We start from the raw sequence: 15,925 nt of genomic DNA, 5'->3' as shown, positions 1-15,925 counted from the left end.
AATGCATGGCGGGTAAAAGGAAACACCAGGAGGAGCCGTGTCCGGTGGCGCGCGGCGTGGACCTCGTCGGAGAACGCTGGGCGCTGCTGATCGTGCGTGACGCGTTCGACGGCGTGCGCCGGTTCGGCGATTTCCAGCGCAGCCTCGGCGTGGCGCGCAACATCCTGGCGGACCGGCTGCGGCTGCTGGTGGAAGAAGGCGTGCTGGCGAGCCGGCCGGCATCGGACGGTTCGGCTTACCAGGAATATGTGCTGACGCCGAAGGGCGAGGCGCTGTTCCCCGTCATCGTGGCGTTGCGGCAGTGGGGCGAGCGGTACCTGTTCGCGCGCGGCGAAGCGCATTCCGTGCTGGTGCACCGGGCAACGGGAGAGGAAGTGGGCGAACTGGCGCTGCGCACCGCCGACGGGCGGGAAGTGACGGCGGCCGGCACGGTTGTCAGGAAGGTGGACGGCGGCGCCTGACGGCGCGTCCGCCCGGCTGCCGGTTTTCAGCCGCTGCTTTCAGCCGCTGCCGCCAGGTTACACGGCTCAGCTCGTGCCCATCAGCTGCCGCAGGTTGCATTCCCGCTGCCACTGCCGGCGCTCGGCGGTGCTGCCGGCCTGGCGGTCGAGTTCCTCGTCGCCGGTCGCGGCAATGGTGTCGATCAGCCGGCTGGCCACGTTCGGGTCGGGCAGCATCGTGCCGAAGAAGGCCACGGTTTCGTGCCGCTGGATCAGCAGCGTGGGAAAGTTTTCCACGTCGAGATCGCCCACCACGTCGGCGTGGTCCTCGATATCGACCCACAGGAAGTATTTTCGCGGGTGGCGCGCGGCCAGTTCCTCGAACGCGGTGCGGTAGCTGGCGCAGGTGCCGCACCAGGCGGCGCACAGGCAGGCCACCACCAGGTGATCCTGCGCCAGCGCGGCGGCCACTTCGGCGCGGTTGTCGGCGTGTAGGGTTGTGCTGTGCATGGCCGCATTGTACAGCGTGGCGAGGCGGTGGACACGGCGGGGTTGGCCGGCAAGCAATCCGGAAAGTCCTGCCTGTCCAGGCACCTTGCGAAGGGTGACATTTCGCGAGTTTTTCCATGCCAGTCATCCTGTAGAGTGCCGGTTTTATGGTTCAGGCCACGAATGACCGATCGACCCAACGAGTTTGCCCGATGACGATACCCGCACTGCTTCGCAACGCCTCCCTTGCCGTAGCGCTCCTGGCGCCGCTCTTCTGTGCCGCGCAGGAATACGAAGACTGGATCGTGCAGTGCGATAACATCAACCACTGCGAGGCGGTCGGCTACGGGCAGGATAGTGAAACTGCGCAGTGGATCGCCTTTCAGGTGATGCGCGATGCGGGGCCCGCCACGGCAGTCAGTGCCAAATTCATCCTGGCCGAAGACGGGCCGGAAAAGCCCGCTGCCATCACGATGACGGTAGACGGTTATCGGCCAGTCCCGATCCAGGCCAACGGGCCGATACCGCACGAGGCGGCGCACGAGCTGCTGGACCGGATGATCGACGGCAAGGCTGGCCAGGCCAGCGACGGCCGCCAGCGATGGACCCTGCCCCTCGCCGGCATGAAGGCGGCGCTGTTGCGCATGGATGCGCTGCAGGGCCGGATCGGCACCCCGGGCGCGCTGGTGCGGCGCGGCAGCCGGCCCGAAACTTCCGTTCCGCCGGCGCCGGCCATGCCGGTCCTGCGTGCGGCGCCGCGTGCGCAGTCAATCCACGATCGCAAGATCAAAGCGGCCTTGCTTGCAGAAATCCACCCCGGCGAAGAGGACACCGGCTTCCATGGCCTCTACCGGCTTGCCGATGGCCGGCTGTTGTACCTGCTTGAACTGGGCCGCGGCCCGATGGACAGTTTTCACGAAATCTGGCTGGCCAACGGGCAGCCGCCTTATCGGCCGCGCGAGCTCCAGCCGCCAACCAATGGCCTGCCGGCGGATGCCCTCATCAACGCCGATTTCGACGGCCAGGTGCTGGAGTCCAATATCGGGCGAGGCTTTGCCGGTTGCCTTCACTCCACCAAATGGCTGTGGACCGGCGACAGCTTCGAACTGCTGATGATGAACCATGCCGATCACTGCCGCGGCATGCTGGGCCTGATCGAACACCGCAAGTGGGTGGCGCGCAAGGTTCCATGACATTGCCGCGCGATCGGCCAGGAAGAATGTCCGCCGGCTTTATCGGCCCGGGGCAGCGGGCCGCCGCGCCCGCACGAGGTAAAATACGGCTTGTGCCTTTGCCTTGCCGATCTTGATGCCTACCATTCTCGCCCTTGAAACATCTTCCGAACTGGCTTCCTGCGCGCTGCTGCACGACGGCCGCCTGACCTTTCGCAGTGCCGACGGCGTGCGCACGCACTCGGCCTCGCTGCTGCCGATGGTGCAGGAATTGCTGGCCGAAGCGGGCATCGCGCTGGCGGCCTGCGACGCGATCGCCTATGGCGCCGGCCCCGGTTCGTTTACCGGCGTGCGCACCGCCTGCGGCATCGCCCAGGGCCTGGGCTTCGGCGCCGGCCTGCCGCTCGTGCCGGTTGTGACGCTCGATGCGATGGCGCTGGCCTGCCACGAACGGCATGGCGCCACGGAAGTGCTGGCCGTGCTCGATGCGCGGATGAACGAGGTGTACTGGGCACAGTACCGTTTCGATGGCGAAACGCCCGTTGCCGTCGTGCCGCCCATGCTCACGGCGCCGGCGGATGTGGCGCCGGGATGGACGGAAGCGCAGGGCATGCCACAGGCCTGCGGCAACGGTTTCACGGCCTACCCGGAAGCGTTCGCCGGCCGGTCGTTCGCCACCGCCGCCGACACCACGGTGCTGCCGCACGCGGCGCAGGTCGCGCGGCTGGGCGCAGCCGGGTTCGCGGCCGGGCAGGGTGTGCCGGCCGCGGACGCGCAGCCGCTGTACCTGCGCAACAAGGTTGCCTACACGAAGGCCGAGCGCGCCGTGATCAACGATGCCAAGGCGGCCGCGGTTGCAGCCGAGCCCGCACCGGGGGTGGCATCCGGGCTGACATCCGGGGTGGTGTCCGGGGTGGCGTCCGGGGTGGCGTCCGGGGTGGCGTCATGACGCAGCGCCCGACCTGGGATCTCGCGCGCCTGGTGTACGAACCGATGCAACAGGCCGACCTCGACGAAGTGGTGGCAGTCGAATACAGCGTCTACCCGCATCCGTGGACGCGCACCAATTTCGCCGACTCGCTCAAGCACGGCTATCACGCCTGGGTCCTGCGCGATGCGTCGCGCGAGCTGCTCGGCTACTTCCTCGTGATGGGCGTGGTCGACGAGGCGCACCTGTTGAACGTGGCCGTGGCATCGCGGTGGCAGCGCAAGGGGCTGGGGCGCTTCCTGCTGAACCAGTCCGCGGCGTGCGCGCGCGGCCTCGGCATGGAATCGATGCTGCTGGAAGTGCGGCCGTCGAACGTGCGCGCGCTCGAGATCTACCGTCGCTACGGCTTCACGGAGATCGGCCGCCGCAAGGGCTATTACCCGGCCGCGAACGGCACGCGCGAGGACGCCATCGTGATGCGGATCGCGTTATGAGCATCACGCAACGCAGCAACGCATTCCTGCAGGAGATGGGTGTCGGTCCACGGTGGCTGCTGCGCAGCCGCGCGCATGCCGCGCCGGGTCACGATGCCGGGCTTGCCGACGAGGAGCCGGCGGCTGCCGCCGTAGTCCCGGCGGCCGTCGAACCGCGGGCCGCCGTCGCTGCGCCCGCTGTCGTTGCCGCGCCGGCGCCGGCACCAGCGTCGATTCCGGCCCGCGCGCCTGCTGCACCTGCACCTGCGCCGGCAGCGGCGTCGGCGCCGGCCGCATCGGACGACGACAACGCCTGGTTCGACAATGCCCCGGCACCGCCGCCGAAGGCGCCCACGCTGAAGCAGCCGGCACCGCCGCGCGCGAAGGCCGAGGCGCCGCCGGGCGATGAAGACACGTCGTGGTTCGACACCGTGCCGGCCGCCGCGCCGGTGCAGCGCGCGCCCGTGCAAACCGCGATCACCGACGAGGAGATCGCGGCGATGGAACTGCCCGAACTGCAGGCCGCGGTGCGTCGCTGCACGCGCTGCAGGCTGTGCGAAACGCGCCGCGCGGCGGTGCCGGGCCACGGCGACAAGCGTGCGCGCTGGCTCGTGCTGGGCACCGCGCCCACCCTGGCCGACGAGGAAGCCGGCGAGCCGCTTGCCGGCCCGCCGGGCCAGCTGCTGCACAACATGCTGCGCGCGGTCGACCTGTCGGCACAGAAGGGCGCCTATGTCACCACGCTCGTCAAGTGCCGCCCCGTGGCGGACGATGGCGGCGAACGCCTGCCGGGCGCGGACGAACTGGCGGCATGCCGTCCATACCTGCAGCGCGAGCTGGCGCTGACCGGCGCCGGCCTGGCGCTGACGCTGGGCGGCGTGACCGCCAAGGGCCTGCTCGGCGTGGCGGCGCGCGGCAAGGTGCTCAAGTATGGAGAATTGCCGGTCGTCGCCACGTTCCACCCGGCCGACCTGCTGAAGAAGCCGGAAGACAAGGCCAGGGCCTGGGCCGACCTCTGCCTGGCGCGTTCCGCCCATGGCCGCTGACTGCACCGATACATTGCACTACCAGGCGCGCTTCGAGCGCCGCTGGCGGCACCTGACGCGCCCGCACGTGCGGGCGCTGGCCTGGCTGCTCGACGCGCCCGACCTGCTCGACGCGCATGCGCCGTGCTGGCATGGCCGCATCGCCTCGCTCGGCGCGGTCGCGCCGGAGGTCGAGGCGTGGCTGGCGGCGCTCGAGGCCGACCCGGCGCCGCTCGATGCCGCGCTGGGCGGCCGCGTCTATTCGCGCCTGGGCCTGTATGCCGAAAAGCTGATGGCCTTCCATTTCGCGCAGCGCGGCGTGCTGGCGGCGCACGGCCTGCAGGTGCGCACCACGCACAAGGTCGGCAAGGAAACGGTGGGCGAATTCGACTTCCTGCTCGACGAGCCGGACGGCGGCCTGCGCCACATCGAATTCGCCACCAAGTTCTACCTGCTCGACAGCGGTGTCGACACGAACGACTTCGACCTGCTGGTCGGCCCGAACCTGGCCGATACCCTCGGGCGCAAGATGCGCAAGATCTTCGAACAGCAACTCGAACTGGCATGGCATCCCGCCGCGCAGGAAGTGTTGCCGCGGCCGGTCACCACGGCCCAGGCGCTGGTCAAGGGCTGGCTGTTCCATCCGCCCGAAAGCGAGCCCGTGGTGCCCGGCATCACGCCCGGCCACTGCCGCGGGCGCTGGCATACGCTGTCGGGGTTTGCCCATGCGGGCGAGAGGGCGGGTGCCGGAGCGCGTTTCGTGGTGATGCCGCGCCTGCACTGGCTGGCGCCGTTGAAGGTGCGTGCCGGCGACGCGCTGGCGGCCGTGCCTGCGCCGCTCCCGCGTGGCGAGCTGGCTGCCCTGCTGGCGAAAAAGTTCGACGTCGACCCGTCACCCGTGATGGTGGCGACGATACGGGAGGAAGACGGCTGGCTGCTGGAAGAGGCGCGGGCGTTCATCGTGCGCGACGAGTGGCCCGCGCAGGCGGCGCTGCGGCGGGTGGCGGGACGCGGATTGTCTGTTTGAAGAACGGGGTGGCGTCGCAGGAAAACCGGTGTCGGACACCTTTTCCGGGAGAGTCATGCGGAAAAAGTGTCTGACGCCAGATGCGGCTTGTGTTGCGGCTCTTAGTGTTTGTGTTCGCCGATCAGCGCCAGCGAATCGTGCTCGCGCTGGTTGGCCGCGTGCAGCCGCTTGATGGCGATCATCGTCCCGGACAGGAACAGGCCGAACATCACGATGATCGTGTTCAGCGCCAGGTCCATGCGCAGCATCAGCGAATACATGGCCAGCATCGTCAGGATCGACAGGTTCTCGTTGAAGTTCTGCACGGCGATCGAGTGGCCGGCGCTCATCAGCACGTGGCCGCGGTGCTGCAGCAGCGCATTCATCGGCACCACGAAGAAGCCGGCCAGCGCGCCGATCACGATCAGCATCGGGTAGGCCAGCACCGGCGTGTGGATGAAGGCCATCGTCATCACCATGAAGCCCATCGCGATGCCGAGCGGGATCACCGACAGCGACTTGCGCAGCGTGATCAGCTTGGCCGACATCACGGCGCCCACCGTCACGCCCAGGCCCACCAGGCCCACCATCGTGGTGGCCTTTTCATAGCTCATGCCCAGAGACTGCTTGGCCCATTCGAGCACGATGAACTGCAGCGTGGCGCCGGTGCCCCAGAACAGCGTGGTAACGGCCAGCGAGATCTGGCCCAGCTTGTCGCGCCACAGGATCACGCAGCAGTTGGCGAAGTCCTCGATCAGCCGCACCGGGTTGCGCTCCTGGTGCGGATACACGCAGCCGGTCAGTGGAATGCGCAGGTTGAACAGCGCGGCGGCGACATACAGCACGCCCACGATCATCAGGGCGCCGTAGGCGGGATTGTCGATGCCGATATTCCAGCTGCCCATGATCGCTTCGGCGCGGTCGCTGACCAGCGCGCCGCCCATCACGGTGCCGAGGATGATCGAGGAAATCGTCAGGCCCTCGATCCAGCCGTTGGCCGCCACCAGTTTTTCGGGCGGCAGCAGTTCGGTCAGGATGCCGTACTTGGCCGGCGAATAGATCGCCGCGCCGATGCCCACGATGGCGTAGGCGGCCAGTGGATGCACTTCATAAAAGAGCACCGCGCAGCCGAAGATCTTGACCAGGTTGGCGATGAACATGACGCGGCCTTTCGGCAGCGCGTCGGCGAAGGCGCCCACGAATGCGGCCAGCAGCACATAGAACAGCACGAACAGGAATTTCAGCAGCGGCGTGATCCATGCCGGCGAATTCATCGTGATCAGCAGGTCGATCGCGACGAACAGCAAGGCGTTGTCCGCCAGCGACGAAAAGAACTGCGCCGCCATGATGGTATAAAAACCACGATTCATTGTGGATAGGCCTGAAAACTGATATCGGCTTGCTTTATACCATGAAAGATATGCTTTCCAAAGAAAACGGCGGAGCAAAGCGAATGGTCGTTCGCTTGCTGCGCAGCCGCATCCACGGCGGCCCGTAGCGGGGCTGCTGCGGACCGCTGTGGGCGTCCTGCATGCCCCGGCACCATGCTCTTAAGCCCCGCATAAGGGAACGCCCACGCGCGGTGGCTACGGCGGCGTGTGCGGTAAAATGCCCGCTTCTTCTTTCACCGTCGATGCCATGCCCAGGCCGATTGTTGCAACCATCCATGTCGCTGCGATGCAGCATAACCTGGCGCGCGCGCGCGCCTGCGCCCCCGGCTCGAAAGCGTGGGCCGTTGTCAAGGCCAATGCCTATGGCCACGGCCTGCAGCGCGCGCTGCGCGGCTTCGCCGATGCCGACGGCCTGGCGCTGATCGAATTCGACAATGCGGTGCGCCTGCGCGAGATGGGCTGGACCCGGCCGATCCTGCTGCTGGAAGGGTGGTTCGACGCGGCCGACCTGCACGCCATGGCCGACCATCAGCTGAACGGCACGGCCCACTGCCTGGAACAGATCGCGCTGCTCGAAGCCACGCCGCTGGCGCGGCCGGTCGACGTGCACCTGAAAATGAACACCGGCATGAACCGGCTGGGCTTCAAGCCCGCGCAATTCGGCGCCGCCTATGCGCGCCTGCGGGCGATCCCGCACGTGGGCACGATCACGCTGATGACGCACTTCGCCAATGCCGACGAAGCGACCCACGAATGCCTGCCGATCCACGAGCAGATCCGGCGCTTCGACGAAGGCGCGGCCGGCCTGCACGCGCCGCGCAGCCAGGCCAACTCGGCCGGCGTGCTGCGCATGCCGGAGCTGAAAAACGAGCTTGTCAGCGACTGGATCCGCCCCGGCATCATGCTGTATGGCGGCACGCCGGGCGGCGGCAGCGCGGCCGGTTACGGCCTGCGGCCGGCCATGACGCTGGAAAGTGAACTGATCGGCATCCAGCATATCGAGGCGGGCGATTTCGTCGGCTATGGCAGCCGCTTCGAGGCGGACCGCGCGATGTGCATCGGCACCGTGGCCTGCGGCTACGCGGACGGCTATCCGCGCCACGCGCCGACCGGCACGCCGGTGGTCGTGGACGGCATGCGCACCCGCACCGTGGGCCGCGTGTCGATGGACATGATGGCGGTCGACCTGACGGGCATCGATACGGCGCGCGTGGGCAGCCGCGTGGTGCTGTGGGGCGAAGACCTGCCGATCGACGATGTGGCCGCCGCGGCGGGCACGATCGGCTATGAACTGATGTGCGCGGTGGCGCCGCGCGTGCAGGTGAGGGAAGACTGATGGCCAAGGCGAAAACCCAGTACACGTGCAGCGAATGCGGCGGCACGACCAGCAAATGGACCGGCCAGTGCCCGGCATGCCGGCAGTGGAACACGATGGTGGAGACCGTGATCGAGTCCGCCGGCGTGAACCGCATGTCGCAATCGCACCAGGCGCTGGCGCAGACCGCGCCGGTGCTGTCGCTCAACGAGATCGAGGCGCTCGACGTGCCGCGCTTCGGCACCGGCATCGAGGAATTCGACCGCGTGCTGGGCGGCGGCCTGGTGGCCGGCGGCGTGGTGCTGATCGGCGGCGATCCGGGCATCGGCAAGTCGACGCTGCTGCTGCAGGCGCTGGCCAACCTGTCGCACATCAAGAGCGTGCTGTACGTGTCGGGCGAGGAGTCCGGCGCGCAGATCGCGCTGCGCGCCAAGCGCCTGGCCATCGATGCGAAGGAATTCAAGCTGCAGGCCGAGATCCAGCTGGAGAAGATCCTGCAGACGCTGGGCGACCTGAAGCCGCAGGTGGCCGTCATCGACTCGATCCAGACCGTGTATTCCGATGCGCTCACGTCCGCCCCCGGCTCGGTGGCGCAGGTGCGCGAGTGTGCCGCGCAGCTCACGCGCGTGGCCAAGCAGACCGGCATCACGATCATCCTCGTCGGCCACGTGACGAAAGAGGGCGCGCTGGCCGGCCCGCGCGTGCTCGAGCATATCGTCGATTCGGTGCTGTATTTCGAGGGCGACAGCCATTCCAGCTACCGGCTGGTGCGGGCCATCAAGAACCGCTTCGGCGCCGTCAACGAACTGGGCGTGTTCGCGATGACCGAGAAGGGCCTGAAGGGCGTATCGAATCCCTCGGCGCTGTTCCTGTCGCAGCATGACAACCAGGTGCCCGGTTCGTGCGTGATGGTGACGCAGGAGGGTACCCGGCCGCTGCTGGTGGAAATCCAGGCGCTGGTCGATGCGAGCCACCTGCCGAACGCGCGCCGCCTGTCCGTGGGCCTGGAGCAGAACCGGCTGGCGATGCTGCTGGCGGTGCTGCACCGGCACGCCGGCATCGCCGCGTTCGACCAGGACGTGTTCATCAACGCGGTGGGCGGCGTGAAGATCACCGAGCCGGCGGCCGACCTGGCGGTGCTGCTGGCGATCAATTCCTCGATGCGCAACAAGCCGCTGCCGCGCGGCTTCGTGGTGTTCGGCGAGGTGGGCCTGGCTGGCGAGATCCGCCCCGCGCCGCGCGGACAGGAACGCTTGCGCGAGGCGACCAAGCTGGGCTTCTCGATCGCAATGATCCCGAAAGCCAATGCGCCGAAGCAGCCGATCGAGGGCATGACGATCATCGCCGTGGATCGCATCGATGATGCCTTCAACCGCCTGCGCGAATTGCAGTAAGGGAGTTGTGCATCAGTGCAAGATTGTCTTTTGCGCAGTAAAATAGCGGTCGGCCTTGCCGGCCGTTTTTATTTTCAAGAGGGTTCAGAAGTGTTAGTCGATCAGAGGCAGGGCGCGCGCAAGATCCTGCGCGTGAGAGCCATGGTGGTCATCGATCGCGATGCGCCGTTTGCCGCCCGTACGTTCGATCTCGGCCTGGCCGGGATGTCCGTCACGGCCGGGACCAAGGTGGAAGCCGGTCAGGCTGGCCAGGTCGTGTTCGAAATGCTGGTCGATGGCAAGCCGCAGATCATCACCTGCCGCGCCAAGGTCAGCCATTGCATCTTCAGCGGCAACGAGTTCAAGATCGGCTTCGTGTTCCTGCCGTTGACCCCGGAAGCGACGGACGCCATCGCCAGGTTCGTGCGCTGATGTTCAGTTGTTGATTCACTTTGTTGAATTAACCGGAAGACAACAGGGCAAGTCCCGTTCTGTTCGCTTCTTTTGATTCGCGGGCGCGATGGGATCATAATGATTCGACATCGGAGGGCTGCCCATGGTTACGAACGTCAGCAATATGCTTGCGACCCAGTACGGGACCAATGCGTTTACCACGCTGTTTGGTGCCGGCACCACCGGCGCGACCGGGACCGGCACCGCCGGCACGGTCACCAACAGCACGGCGCTGTCGGCCACGGTGGCGGCACGCGTGCAGCAGGCGCTGGCGCCCCAGCAGAACAACATCGCCCTCCTTAATGCCAGCCTGGCCAGCAGCCAGACCCGGCTCTCCGGCCTCGGCCAGCTGCAGAGCGCACTGGATGTTTTCGAAGCGCTTGCCGAGAGCCTTGCCGGCGCCGGCGTGTCCACGTCCGCATCGTCCTCGGAAACGGGCGTGCTGACAGCAGTAACCGGTGCGGCCGCCAGGCCCGGCCAGTACAAGGTCGACGTCCGCCAGCTGGCCCAGGGCCAGGTGCTGAACAGCGGTACATCGCTTTCCGCCAGCTCCACGCTCGGCAGCGGCATGACGGCCACCGTCGAGCTCGAATGGGGCACGCTCGGCACCGACGGCTTCCAGGCCAATGCCGGCACCGCGAAAACCGTCACGATCGACAGCAGCAACAACACGCTGGAAGGCATTGCCGCCGCGCTGAAGGATGCGGGCGTCAACGCCACCGTTGTGAAAGCCAGCGGCGGCTACGCGCTGCAGATCAACGGCGAGGAGGGCGCGGCGCGGACGTTGTCGATCAGCGTCAGCGGCGACCCCGCCCTGAAGGCCGCGCTCGGTTTCGATCCGGACAACCCGCGCGCCGGCGGCATGGCGCAGGCCCAGGCCGCGCAGGATGCGCTCGTGTCGGTCGCCGGCAAGGATTACACCAGCAGCACCAACACCATCACCGGCGCCATCGAGGGCACCACGCTGACCCTGACCGGCGAAGGGGAAAGCAAGGTGACGATCACCCAGGACAGCAGCCAGATCGCCAAAAACGTGGCGGCGTTCGTGAAAGGCTACAACGATCTGTCGGCCAAGCTGGCATCGCTGCAGGACGGCGCGCTGGATGGCGACCCCGCGCTGGCGCGGGTGTCGGCCCAGCTTGCCGCTCTCGTCCGGCTCGACGGTTCGAGCAGCGCACGGGCGCTGGCCGACGTCGGCATTTCACGGGGTGCGGATGGCATGCTGGCGCTGGACGACATCAAACTGAAAGCCGCGATCGCCACCGATGCCGACGGCGTGGCGAAACTGTTCACCAACGAGGGCAGGGGGCTGGCGGACCGGATCGACGCGAAACTGGAAACGCTGACGGCCGAGAACGGCCTCGTCCGCCGCGCCCAGGACTATGCGTCGCGCGACCTGGAGCAGTTATCCGACCGCCGCGCGCGGATGGCGCAGACGCTGACCATCCAGGCGCAGGCGCTGGCGACGATGTACACGGCGCAGGAGCAGATGGGTGGGACGGGGATGATGCTCGATTGGTGGGGGTGAGGTCGACCAGGACCGCTGGCCCGAGCCGTATTCCATTTTCGACAGGGCTATGCTCCAAAAAACTGAAGGCTCCAACCCCAGACCGTATCCCTACGGGCTGCTGCGGAGCCTTGCCTGTCTGCTAGTGCAGCGTTCGCTATTCTTCGTGATAGCGGTCGGTCAGTTTGTTATGGCCACCACGGCCTTCGGAAATGATTTCAAAGGCGATCAGCGCGACGGTTGCAATGAAGATGCCGATCGTCAGGTAAGTTGGCATGATAAACCAGCCGACCTTTCGGCAGGCTGCTCCTGAGTGTGACGCTACGTTGATACAAGTACCGGGGGTGTTACGCTTGAACTGTAGCAGACGATTCCGGCATTGCAAGGCGCCTTTCGGTTACATCATTTGACGACCAGGTCGGCCGCCATCACTGCCTTCAGGTACAGGCTGGCCGGGTCGTCGGCCTCGCGCTGCACGAACCACCAGGCGGCTGCTTTCTTCATCTCGAAGTCCAGCGCCTCGCCCGTGAGCAGCAGCGCGGCGACTTGGCCCAGCGTTGGCTGGTGGCCCACGATCACCACGGTTTCCTTGCTCGCCGGCCAGTTGGCTGCCTGCAGGATCGCTTCCGGTGCCGCGTCCGGCGCCAGCTCGGCATTGACCTTGTATTTGCGGCCCAGGCCTTCGGCCGTCTGCACCGTGCGCACGGCCGGGCTGACGAGGATGCGCGAATTGTCGGGCAGTTGCGAATCAAGCCACTTGCCCATGCGTTTGGCCTGTTTCTGGCCTTTCGACGTCAGCGCGCGTTCCAGGTCCGGCAGGCCTTCGTGGCCATCTTCGGCTTCGGCGTGACGCCACAGGATCAGGTCCATCGATTTCCTTTCATTAACCAGGTAACTATTCGGCCGCGGTGCCGAGGGACTGCATCAGGTATTGCTGGGCGCTGAACGGTGCCTGCTTGCCGCGCGGCTTGCGGCGCTGGTAGTGGCCGTCCGATTCGAGCTCCCACGCGTTCGTATTATCCTTCAGGTAGGGATTGAGGCCCTCGGCCATCACGCGCCGCTTCAGCGCGCGGTCGAGCACGGGGAAGGCCACCTCGATGCGGCGGAACAGGTTGCGGCTCATCCAGTCGGCGCTGGCCAGGTACATGTCGTGCGCCAGGTCGTTGCGGAAGTAATAGATGCGGCTGTGCTCGAGGAACTGGCCGATGATCGAGCGCACCTTGATGTTTTCCGACAGCCCCGGCACGCCCGGCCGCAGCGTGCAGGCGCCGCGCACGATCAGGTCGATCTTCACGCCGTCCTGGGAGGCCGCGTACAGCGCGCGGATCACCGATTCGTCCACCATCGCATTGACCTTGACGATGATGCGGCCCGGCTTGCCGGACTTGGCGATCTTTGCCTCGTTGCGGATCGCCTTGATGATCTCGCTCTGCAGCGCGAACGGCGCCAGCCAGATATGGTGCAGCTTGTGCGGCTTGGCCAGGCTGGTCAGGTGCATGAACACTTCGTTGACGTCGCGGCCCAGGTGCGGGTCGCACGTCAGCATGCCGAAGTCGGTATAGAACTTGGTGGTGGTCGGGTGGTAGTTGCCGGTACCGAGGTGGGCATAGTAACGCAGCGCGGTGTTGTCCGCCGTGCCTTCGCGGCGGATCACCAGCGCGATCTTCGCGTGCGTCTTCAGGCCGACCACGCCGTACACCACCTGGGCGCCGGCCTGTTCCAGCTTGTCGGCCCAGTTGATATTGGCTTCCTCGTCGAAGCGGGCCATCAGTTCCACGATCACGGTCACTTCCTTGCCGAAGCGGGCTGCGGTGATCAGCGCTTCCATCAGGTCGGAGTTCATCCCCGTGCGGTAGACAGTCTGCTTGATCGCCACCACGCAGGGGTCGGTAGCGGCCTGGCGGATGAAGTCGATCACCGTCTGGAACGACTGGAACGGGTGGTGCAGCAGCATATCCTGCTTGCGCAGCGCGGCGAAGATGTCGCCGCCGGTCGGCTGCACGCCCGGCATGAACGGCGCGAAGCGCAGCTCGGGATTTTTCGTGTGCTCGATGATCTCGTTGAGCCGCACCATGTTGACCGGGCCATCCACCTGGTAAAGCCGGCTGCGGTCCAGGTCGAACTGGTCGAGCAGGAACTGCGACAGTTCGGGCGGGCAGTTCTTCGCCACCTCGATGCGCACCGAGCGGCCGAACTGACGGCCCTGCAATTCGCCTTTCAGCGCCTGGCGCAGGTTTTTCACTTCATCCTCGTCCACCCACAGGTCGGAGTCGCGCGTCACGCGGAACTGCGAATACGCCATCACTTCGCGGCCGGAAAACAGGTCCGAAATGTGGGCATGGATGATCGACGACAGCAGGCAGAAGCAGGTGCCCGGCTTGTCCGACAGTTCATCGGGCAGCTTGATGACACGCGGCAGCACGCGCGGCGCCTTGATGATCGCGATCGCCGTGCCGCGGCCGAACGCATCCTTGCCCGACAGCGCCACGATGAAGTTCAGGCTCTTGTTGACCACTTGCGGGAACGGGTGGGCGGGATCGAGGCCGATCGGTGTCAGCAGCGGGCGTACTTCCCGCTCGAAGTAATCCTTGATCCAGGCGCGCTGCGCCTCGTTGCGCTCGGTGTTGCGCAGCAGGTGCACGCCGTGCTCCTTCAGCAGCGGCAGGATCTGGGTATTCAGGATGTCATATTGCCGTGCGACCAGCGCATGGCATTCGGACGATACGCGGTTCAGATTGGCGGTGAGGGAAGGGTGTTCCGACAGCTTGCCGTCCACGGTGGCCGCGGCCAGCAGGCTGGCCACGCGCACTTCGAAGAATTCATCCAGGTTGCTGGACGTAATACATAGATAGCGCAGGCGCTCGAGCACGGGGATCGAGGGATCCTCGGCCTGTGCCATCACGCGGCGGTTGAACGCCAGTTGGGAGAGTTCACGGTCGAGAAACAGACTGTGACGCGTGGCTTCCGCACGGATCTCGGGCTTCATGGTCTTGGTTCTTTTTCTATTCATTCTAACAAGATTGTAGCGCTACCGATGGCAGCGCTGACGCTCATGACAGTCTAGACAGGAAATGTGACAACAACATGACAATCCAATAACGCTATGAGGGCTATGTGATGCATAGAAACCTCCATGGATTCAACGGCTTGGAAACTTTGTTACATGATACACGGAGAAATATGACAGCAAAGATCGTCAAATATTTCAACTTCTGCCAAACATGTCATAAAGCCGTCACATTGCGTGATTAGACTCCGCTCCATTCAAACCCCACCCCCTGAAAGAGGAACTTTGATATGCGTATGAAACAGTTGATGGCCTCCCTCATCGTAGGCGCTTCCGCAGCAGTGGCCTTCACAACCGCCGCCGCAGCGGACATGACCGGCGCTGGTGCAACCTTCCCTTATCCGATCTATGCCAAGTGGGCCGAGCAGTACAAGGCTTCCACCGGCAATGGCCTGAACTACGCTTCGGTCGGCTCTGGTGCGGGTATCAAGCAGATCAAGGCAAAAACCGTCGATTTCGGCGCGTCGGACATGCCGCTGAAAGCGGAAGACCTGGATGAAGCAGGCCTGATGCAATTCCCGGCCATCATGGGCGGCGTGGTCACCGTGGTGAACCTGGACGGCATCGCGCCGGGCCAGCTGAAACTGACCGGCCAGGTGGTCGGCGACATCTTCCTCGGCAAGATCACCAAGTGGAACGACCCGGCGATCGTCGCGCTGAACGCCGGCGTCAAGTTGCCGGCCGAAGATATCACCGTGGTGCACCGCGCGGACAGCTCGGGCACGTCGTTCCTGTTCACGGACTTCCTGTCGAAGACCAACCCGGAATTCAAGTCGAAAGTCGGCGCCAACAGCGCCGTGAAATGGCCGACCGGCGTGGGCGGCAAGGGCAACGAAGGCGTGGCCGCCAACGTGCAGCGTATCAAGGGCGCGATCGGCTACGTGGAGTGGGCCTACGCCAAGAAGAGCAAGATGCAGCACACCCAGCTGCGCAACAAGGATGGTGTGTTCCTGCAGCCGGACGACGAGAACTTCAAGGCCGCCGCCGCCAATGCCGAATGGACCAAGACCCCGGGCTTCGGCGTGGTGCTGACCGACCAGGCCGGCAAGCAGTCGTGGCCGATCACCGGCGTGTCGTTCATCCTGATGTACAAGCAGCAGGCTGATGCCGCCAAGGGCAAGGAAGTCGTCAAGTTCTTCGACTGGGCCTTCACCAACGGCGACAAGGCTGCCGTCGAACTGGACTACGTGCCGCTGCCGGACACCGTCGTCAAGCAAGTCCAGGCCGCCTGGAAGGCAAGCCTGAAAGACGCATCGGGCAAAGCGCTGTACTGATCGAACGATCCT

At 65.8% G+C, this 15,925-nt stretch carries 15 protein-coding genes; 11 read left to right on the top strand and 4 right to left on the bottom strand.

Features of this window, described 5'->3' with window-relative positions; all coding sequences use genetic code 11:
* Positions 1-5: 5 nt before the first annotated feature.
* The gene (locus GJV26_RS03740; protein WP_155707651.1) at positions 6-461 is read left to right on the top strand and encodes a winged helix-turn-helix transcriptional regulator; all 456 of its coding nucleotides are present in this window, start codon (positions 6-8) and stop codon (positions 459-461) included.
* Between the two features lie 66 nt (positions 462-527).
* Here the strand turns inward: GJV26_RS03740 and GJV26_RS03735 are convergent, their stop codons facing one another.
* Positions 528-950: a thioredoxin family protein gene (locus GJV26_RS03735; protein ID WP_155707650.1), complete on the bottom strand. Its 423-nt coding sequence runs from the start codon at positions 948-950 to the stop codon at positions 528-530.
* Between the two features lie 191 nt (positions 951-1,141).
* Between GJV26_RS03735 and GJV26_RS03730 the strand changes: the two genes are divergently transcribed.
* The 5 genes from GJV26_RS03730 (at position 1,142) to GJV26_RS03710 (ending at position 5,554) form a co-directional block, all read left to right on the top strand.
* On the top strand, positions 1,142-2,122 hold the full coding sequence (locus GJV26_RS03730; protein WP_173346134.1) for a DUF1176 domain-containing protein: 981 nt from the start codon (positions 1,142-1,144) through the stop codon (positions 2,120-2,122).
* Between the two features lie 115 nt (positions 2,123-2,237).
* Positions 2,238-3,050: a tRNA (adenosine(37)-N6)-threonylcarbamoyltransferase complex dimerization subunit type 1 TsaB gene (tsaB, locus tag GJV26_RS03725; RefSeq protein WP_155707648.1), complete on the top strand. Its 813-nt coding sequence runs from the start codon at positions 2,238-2,240 to the stop codon at positions 3,048-3,050.
* Complete coding sequence (gene rimI, locus GJV26_RS03720) at positions 3,047-3,523, top strand: ribosomal protein S18-alanine N-acetyltransferase (protein ID WP_155707647.1); 477 nt, start codon at positions 3,047-3,049, stop codon at positions 3,521-3,523. The genes tsaB and rimI overlap by 4 nt, the downstream gene beginning before the upstream one ends.
* The gene (locus tag GJV26_RS03715) at positions 3,520-4,548 is read left to right on the top strand and encodes a uracil-DNA glycosylase (RefSeq protein ID WP_155707646.1); all 1,029 of its coding nucleotides are present in this window, start codon (positions 3,520-3,522) and stop codon (positions 4,546-4,548) included. Before rimI ends, GJV26_RS03715 begins: the two co-directional genes overlap by 4 nt.
* Complete coding sequence (locus GJV26_RS03710; protein WP_155707645.1) at positions 4,538-5,554, top strand: DUF1853 family protein; 1,017 nt, start codon at positions 4,538-4,540, stop codon at positions 5,552-5,554. Before GJV26_RS03715 ends, GJV26_RS03710 begins: the two co-directional genes overlap by 11 nt.
* A 101-nt stretch (positions 5,555-5,655) precedes the next feature.
* Here GJV26_RS03710 and lplT read toward each other — a convergent pair whose 3' ends face one another.
* The gene (gene lplT, locus GJV26_RS03705; RefSeq protein ID WP_155707644.1) at positions 5,656-6,903 is read right to left on the bottom strand and encodes a lysophospholipid transporter LplT; all 1,248 of its coding nucleotides are present in this window, start codon (positions 6,901-6,903) and stop codon (positions 5,656-5,658) included.
* 268 nt (positions 6,904-7,171) lie between these two features.
* On the opposite strand from lplT, the gene alr reads away from it, so the two are divergent.
* The 4 genes from alr to fliD all read left to right on the top strand — a co-directional run bounded on the left by alr (position 7,172) and on the right by fliD (position 11,593).
* A complete protein-coding gene (alr, locus tag GJV26_RS03700; protein WP_155707643.1) occupies positions 7,172-8,260 on the top strand; it encodes an alanine racemase in 1,089 nt (362 codons plus the stop codon).
* A complete protein-coding gene (gene radA / locus GJV26_RS03695; RefSeq protein ID WP_155707642.1) occupies positions 8,260-9,633 on the top strand; it encodes a DNA repair protein RadA in 1,374 nt (457 codons plus the stop codon). The genes alr and radA overlap by 1 nt, the downstream gene beginning before the upstream one ends.
* A gap of 90 nt (positions 9,634-9,723) precedes the next feature.
* Positions 9,724-10,044, top strand: coding sequence for a PilZ domain-containing protein (locus GJV26_RS03690; RefSeq protein ID WP_189442261.1), 321 nt, complete (start codon positions 9,724-9,726; stop codon positions 10,042-10,044).
* A 124-nt stretch (positions 10,045-10,168) separates the two neighbouring features.
* Entirely contained in the window at positions 10,169-11,593 is a 1,425-nt protein-coding gene (gene fliD / locus GJV26_RS03685) for a flagellar filament capping protein FliD (protein ID WP_155707641.1), read from the top strand.
* A gap of 381 nt (positions 11,594-11,974) precedes the next feature.
* On the opposite strand, the gene sixA is transcribed toward fliD, so the two are convergent.
* Positions 11,975-12,442, bottom strand: a complete 468-nt coding sequence (gene sixA, locus GJV26_RS03680; protein WP_155707640.1) for a phosphohistidine phosphatase SixA — start codon at positions 12,440-12,442, stop codon at positions 11,975-11,977.
* A 25-nt stretch (positions 12,443-12,467) separates the two neighbouring features.
* A complete protein-coding gene (gene ppk1, locus GJV26_RS03675; RefSeq protein ID WP_155707639.1) occupies positions 12,468-14,558 on the bottom strand; it encodes a polyphosphate kinase 1 in 2,091 nt (696 codons plus the stop codon).
* 311 nt (positions 14,559-14,869) lie between these two features.
* Here ppk1 and pstS point away from each other — a divergent pair, with 311 nt between their 5' ends.
* Positions 14,870-15,913, top strand: a complete 1,044-nt coding sequence (gene pstS, locus GJV26_RS03670; RefSeq protein WP_155707638.1) for a phosphate ABC transporter substrate-binding protein PstS — start codon at positions 14,870-14,872, stop codon at positions 15,911-15,913.
* Positions 15,914-15,925: the final 12 nt, after the last annotated feature.

The sequence above is a fragment of the Pseudoduganella dura genome, from assembly GCF_009727155.1.
Taxonomy (GTDB): domain Bacteria; phylum Pseudomonadota; class Gammaproteobacteria; order Burkholderiales; family Burkholderiaceae_D; genus Rugamonas; species Rugamonas dura.
This window is presented reverse-complemented; position numbering and strand designations above follow the sequence as displayed.

Bases quoted from the DNA above. Each gene is read 5' to 3' on its own strand.
- GJV26_RS03740 (WP_155707651.1), top strand. From the start codon at position 6: ATGGCGGGTAAAAGGAAACACCAGGAGGAGCCGTGTCCGGTGGCGCGC.
- GJV26_RS03735 (WP_155707650.1), bottom strand. From the start codon at position 950: ATGCACAGCACAACCCTACACGCCGACAACCGCGCCGAAGTGGCCGCC.
- GJV26_RS03730 (WP_173346134.1), top strand. From the start codon at position 1,142: ATGACGATACCCGCACTGCTTCGCAACGCCTCCCTTGCCGTAGCGCTC.
- tsaB (WP_155707648.1), top strand. From the start codon at position 2,238: ATGCCTACCATTCTCGCCCTTGAAACATCTTCCGAACTGGCTTCCTGC.
- rimI (WP_155707647.1), top strand. From the start codon at position 3,047: ATGACGCAGCGCCCGACCTGGGATCTCGCGCGCCTGGTGTACGAACCG.
- GJV26_RS03715 (WP_155707646.1), top strand. From the start codon at position 3,520: ATGAGCATCACGCAACGCAGCAACGCATTCCTGCAGGAGATGGGTGTC.
- GJV26_RS03710 (WP_155707645.1), top strand. From the start codon at position 4,538: ATGGCCGCTGACTGCACCGATACATTGCACTACCAGGCGCGCTTCGAG.
- lplT (WP_155707644.1), bottom strand. From the start codon at position 6,903: ATGAATCGTGGTTTTTATACCATCATGGCGGCGCAGTTCTTTTCGTCG.
- alr (WP_155707643.1), top strand. From the start codon at position 7,172: ATGCCCAGGCCGATTGTTGCAACCATCCATGTCGCTGCGATGCAGCAT.
- radA (WP_155707642.1), top strand. From the start codon at position 8,260: ATGGCCAAGGCGAAAACCCAGTACACGTGCAGCGAATGCGGCGGCACG.
- fliD (WP_155707641.1), top strand. From the start codon at position 10,169: ATGGTTACGAACGTCAGCAATATGCTTGCGACCCAGTACGGGACCAAT.
- sixA (WP_155707640.1), bottom strand. From the start codon at position 12,442: ATGGACCTGATCCTGTGGCGTCACGCCGAAGCCGAAGATGGCCACGAA.
- ppk1 (WP_155707639.1), bottom strand. From the start codon at position 14,558: ATGAAGCCCGAGATCCGTGCGGAAGCCACGCGTCACAGTCTGTTTCTC.
- pstS (WP_155707638.1), top strand. From the start codon at position 14,870: ATGCGTATGAAACAGTTGATGGCCTCCCTCATCGTAGGCGCTTCCGCA.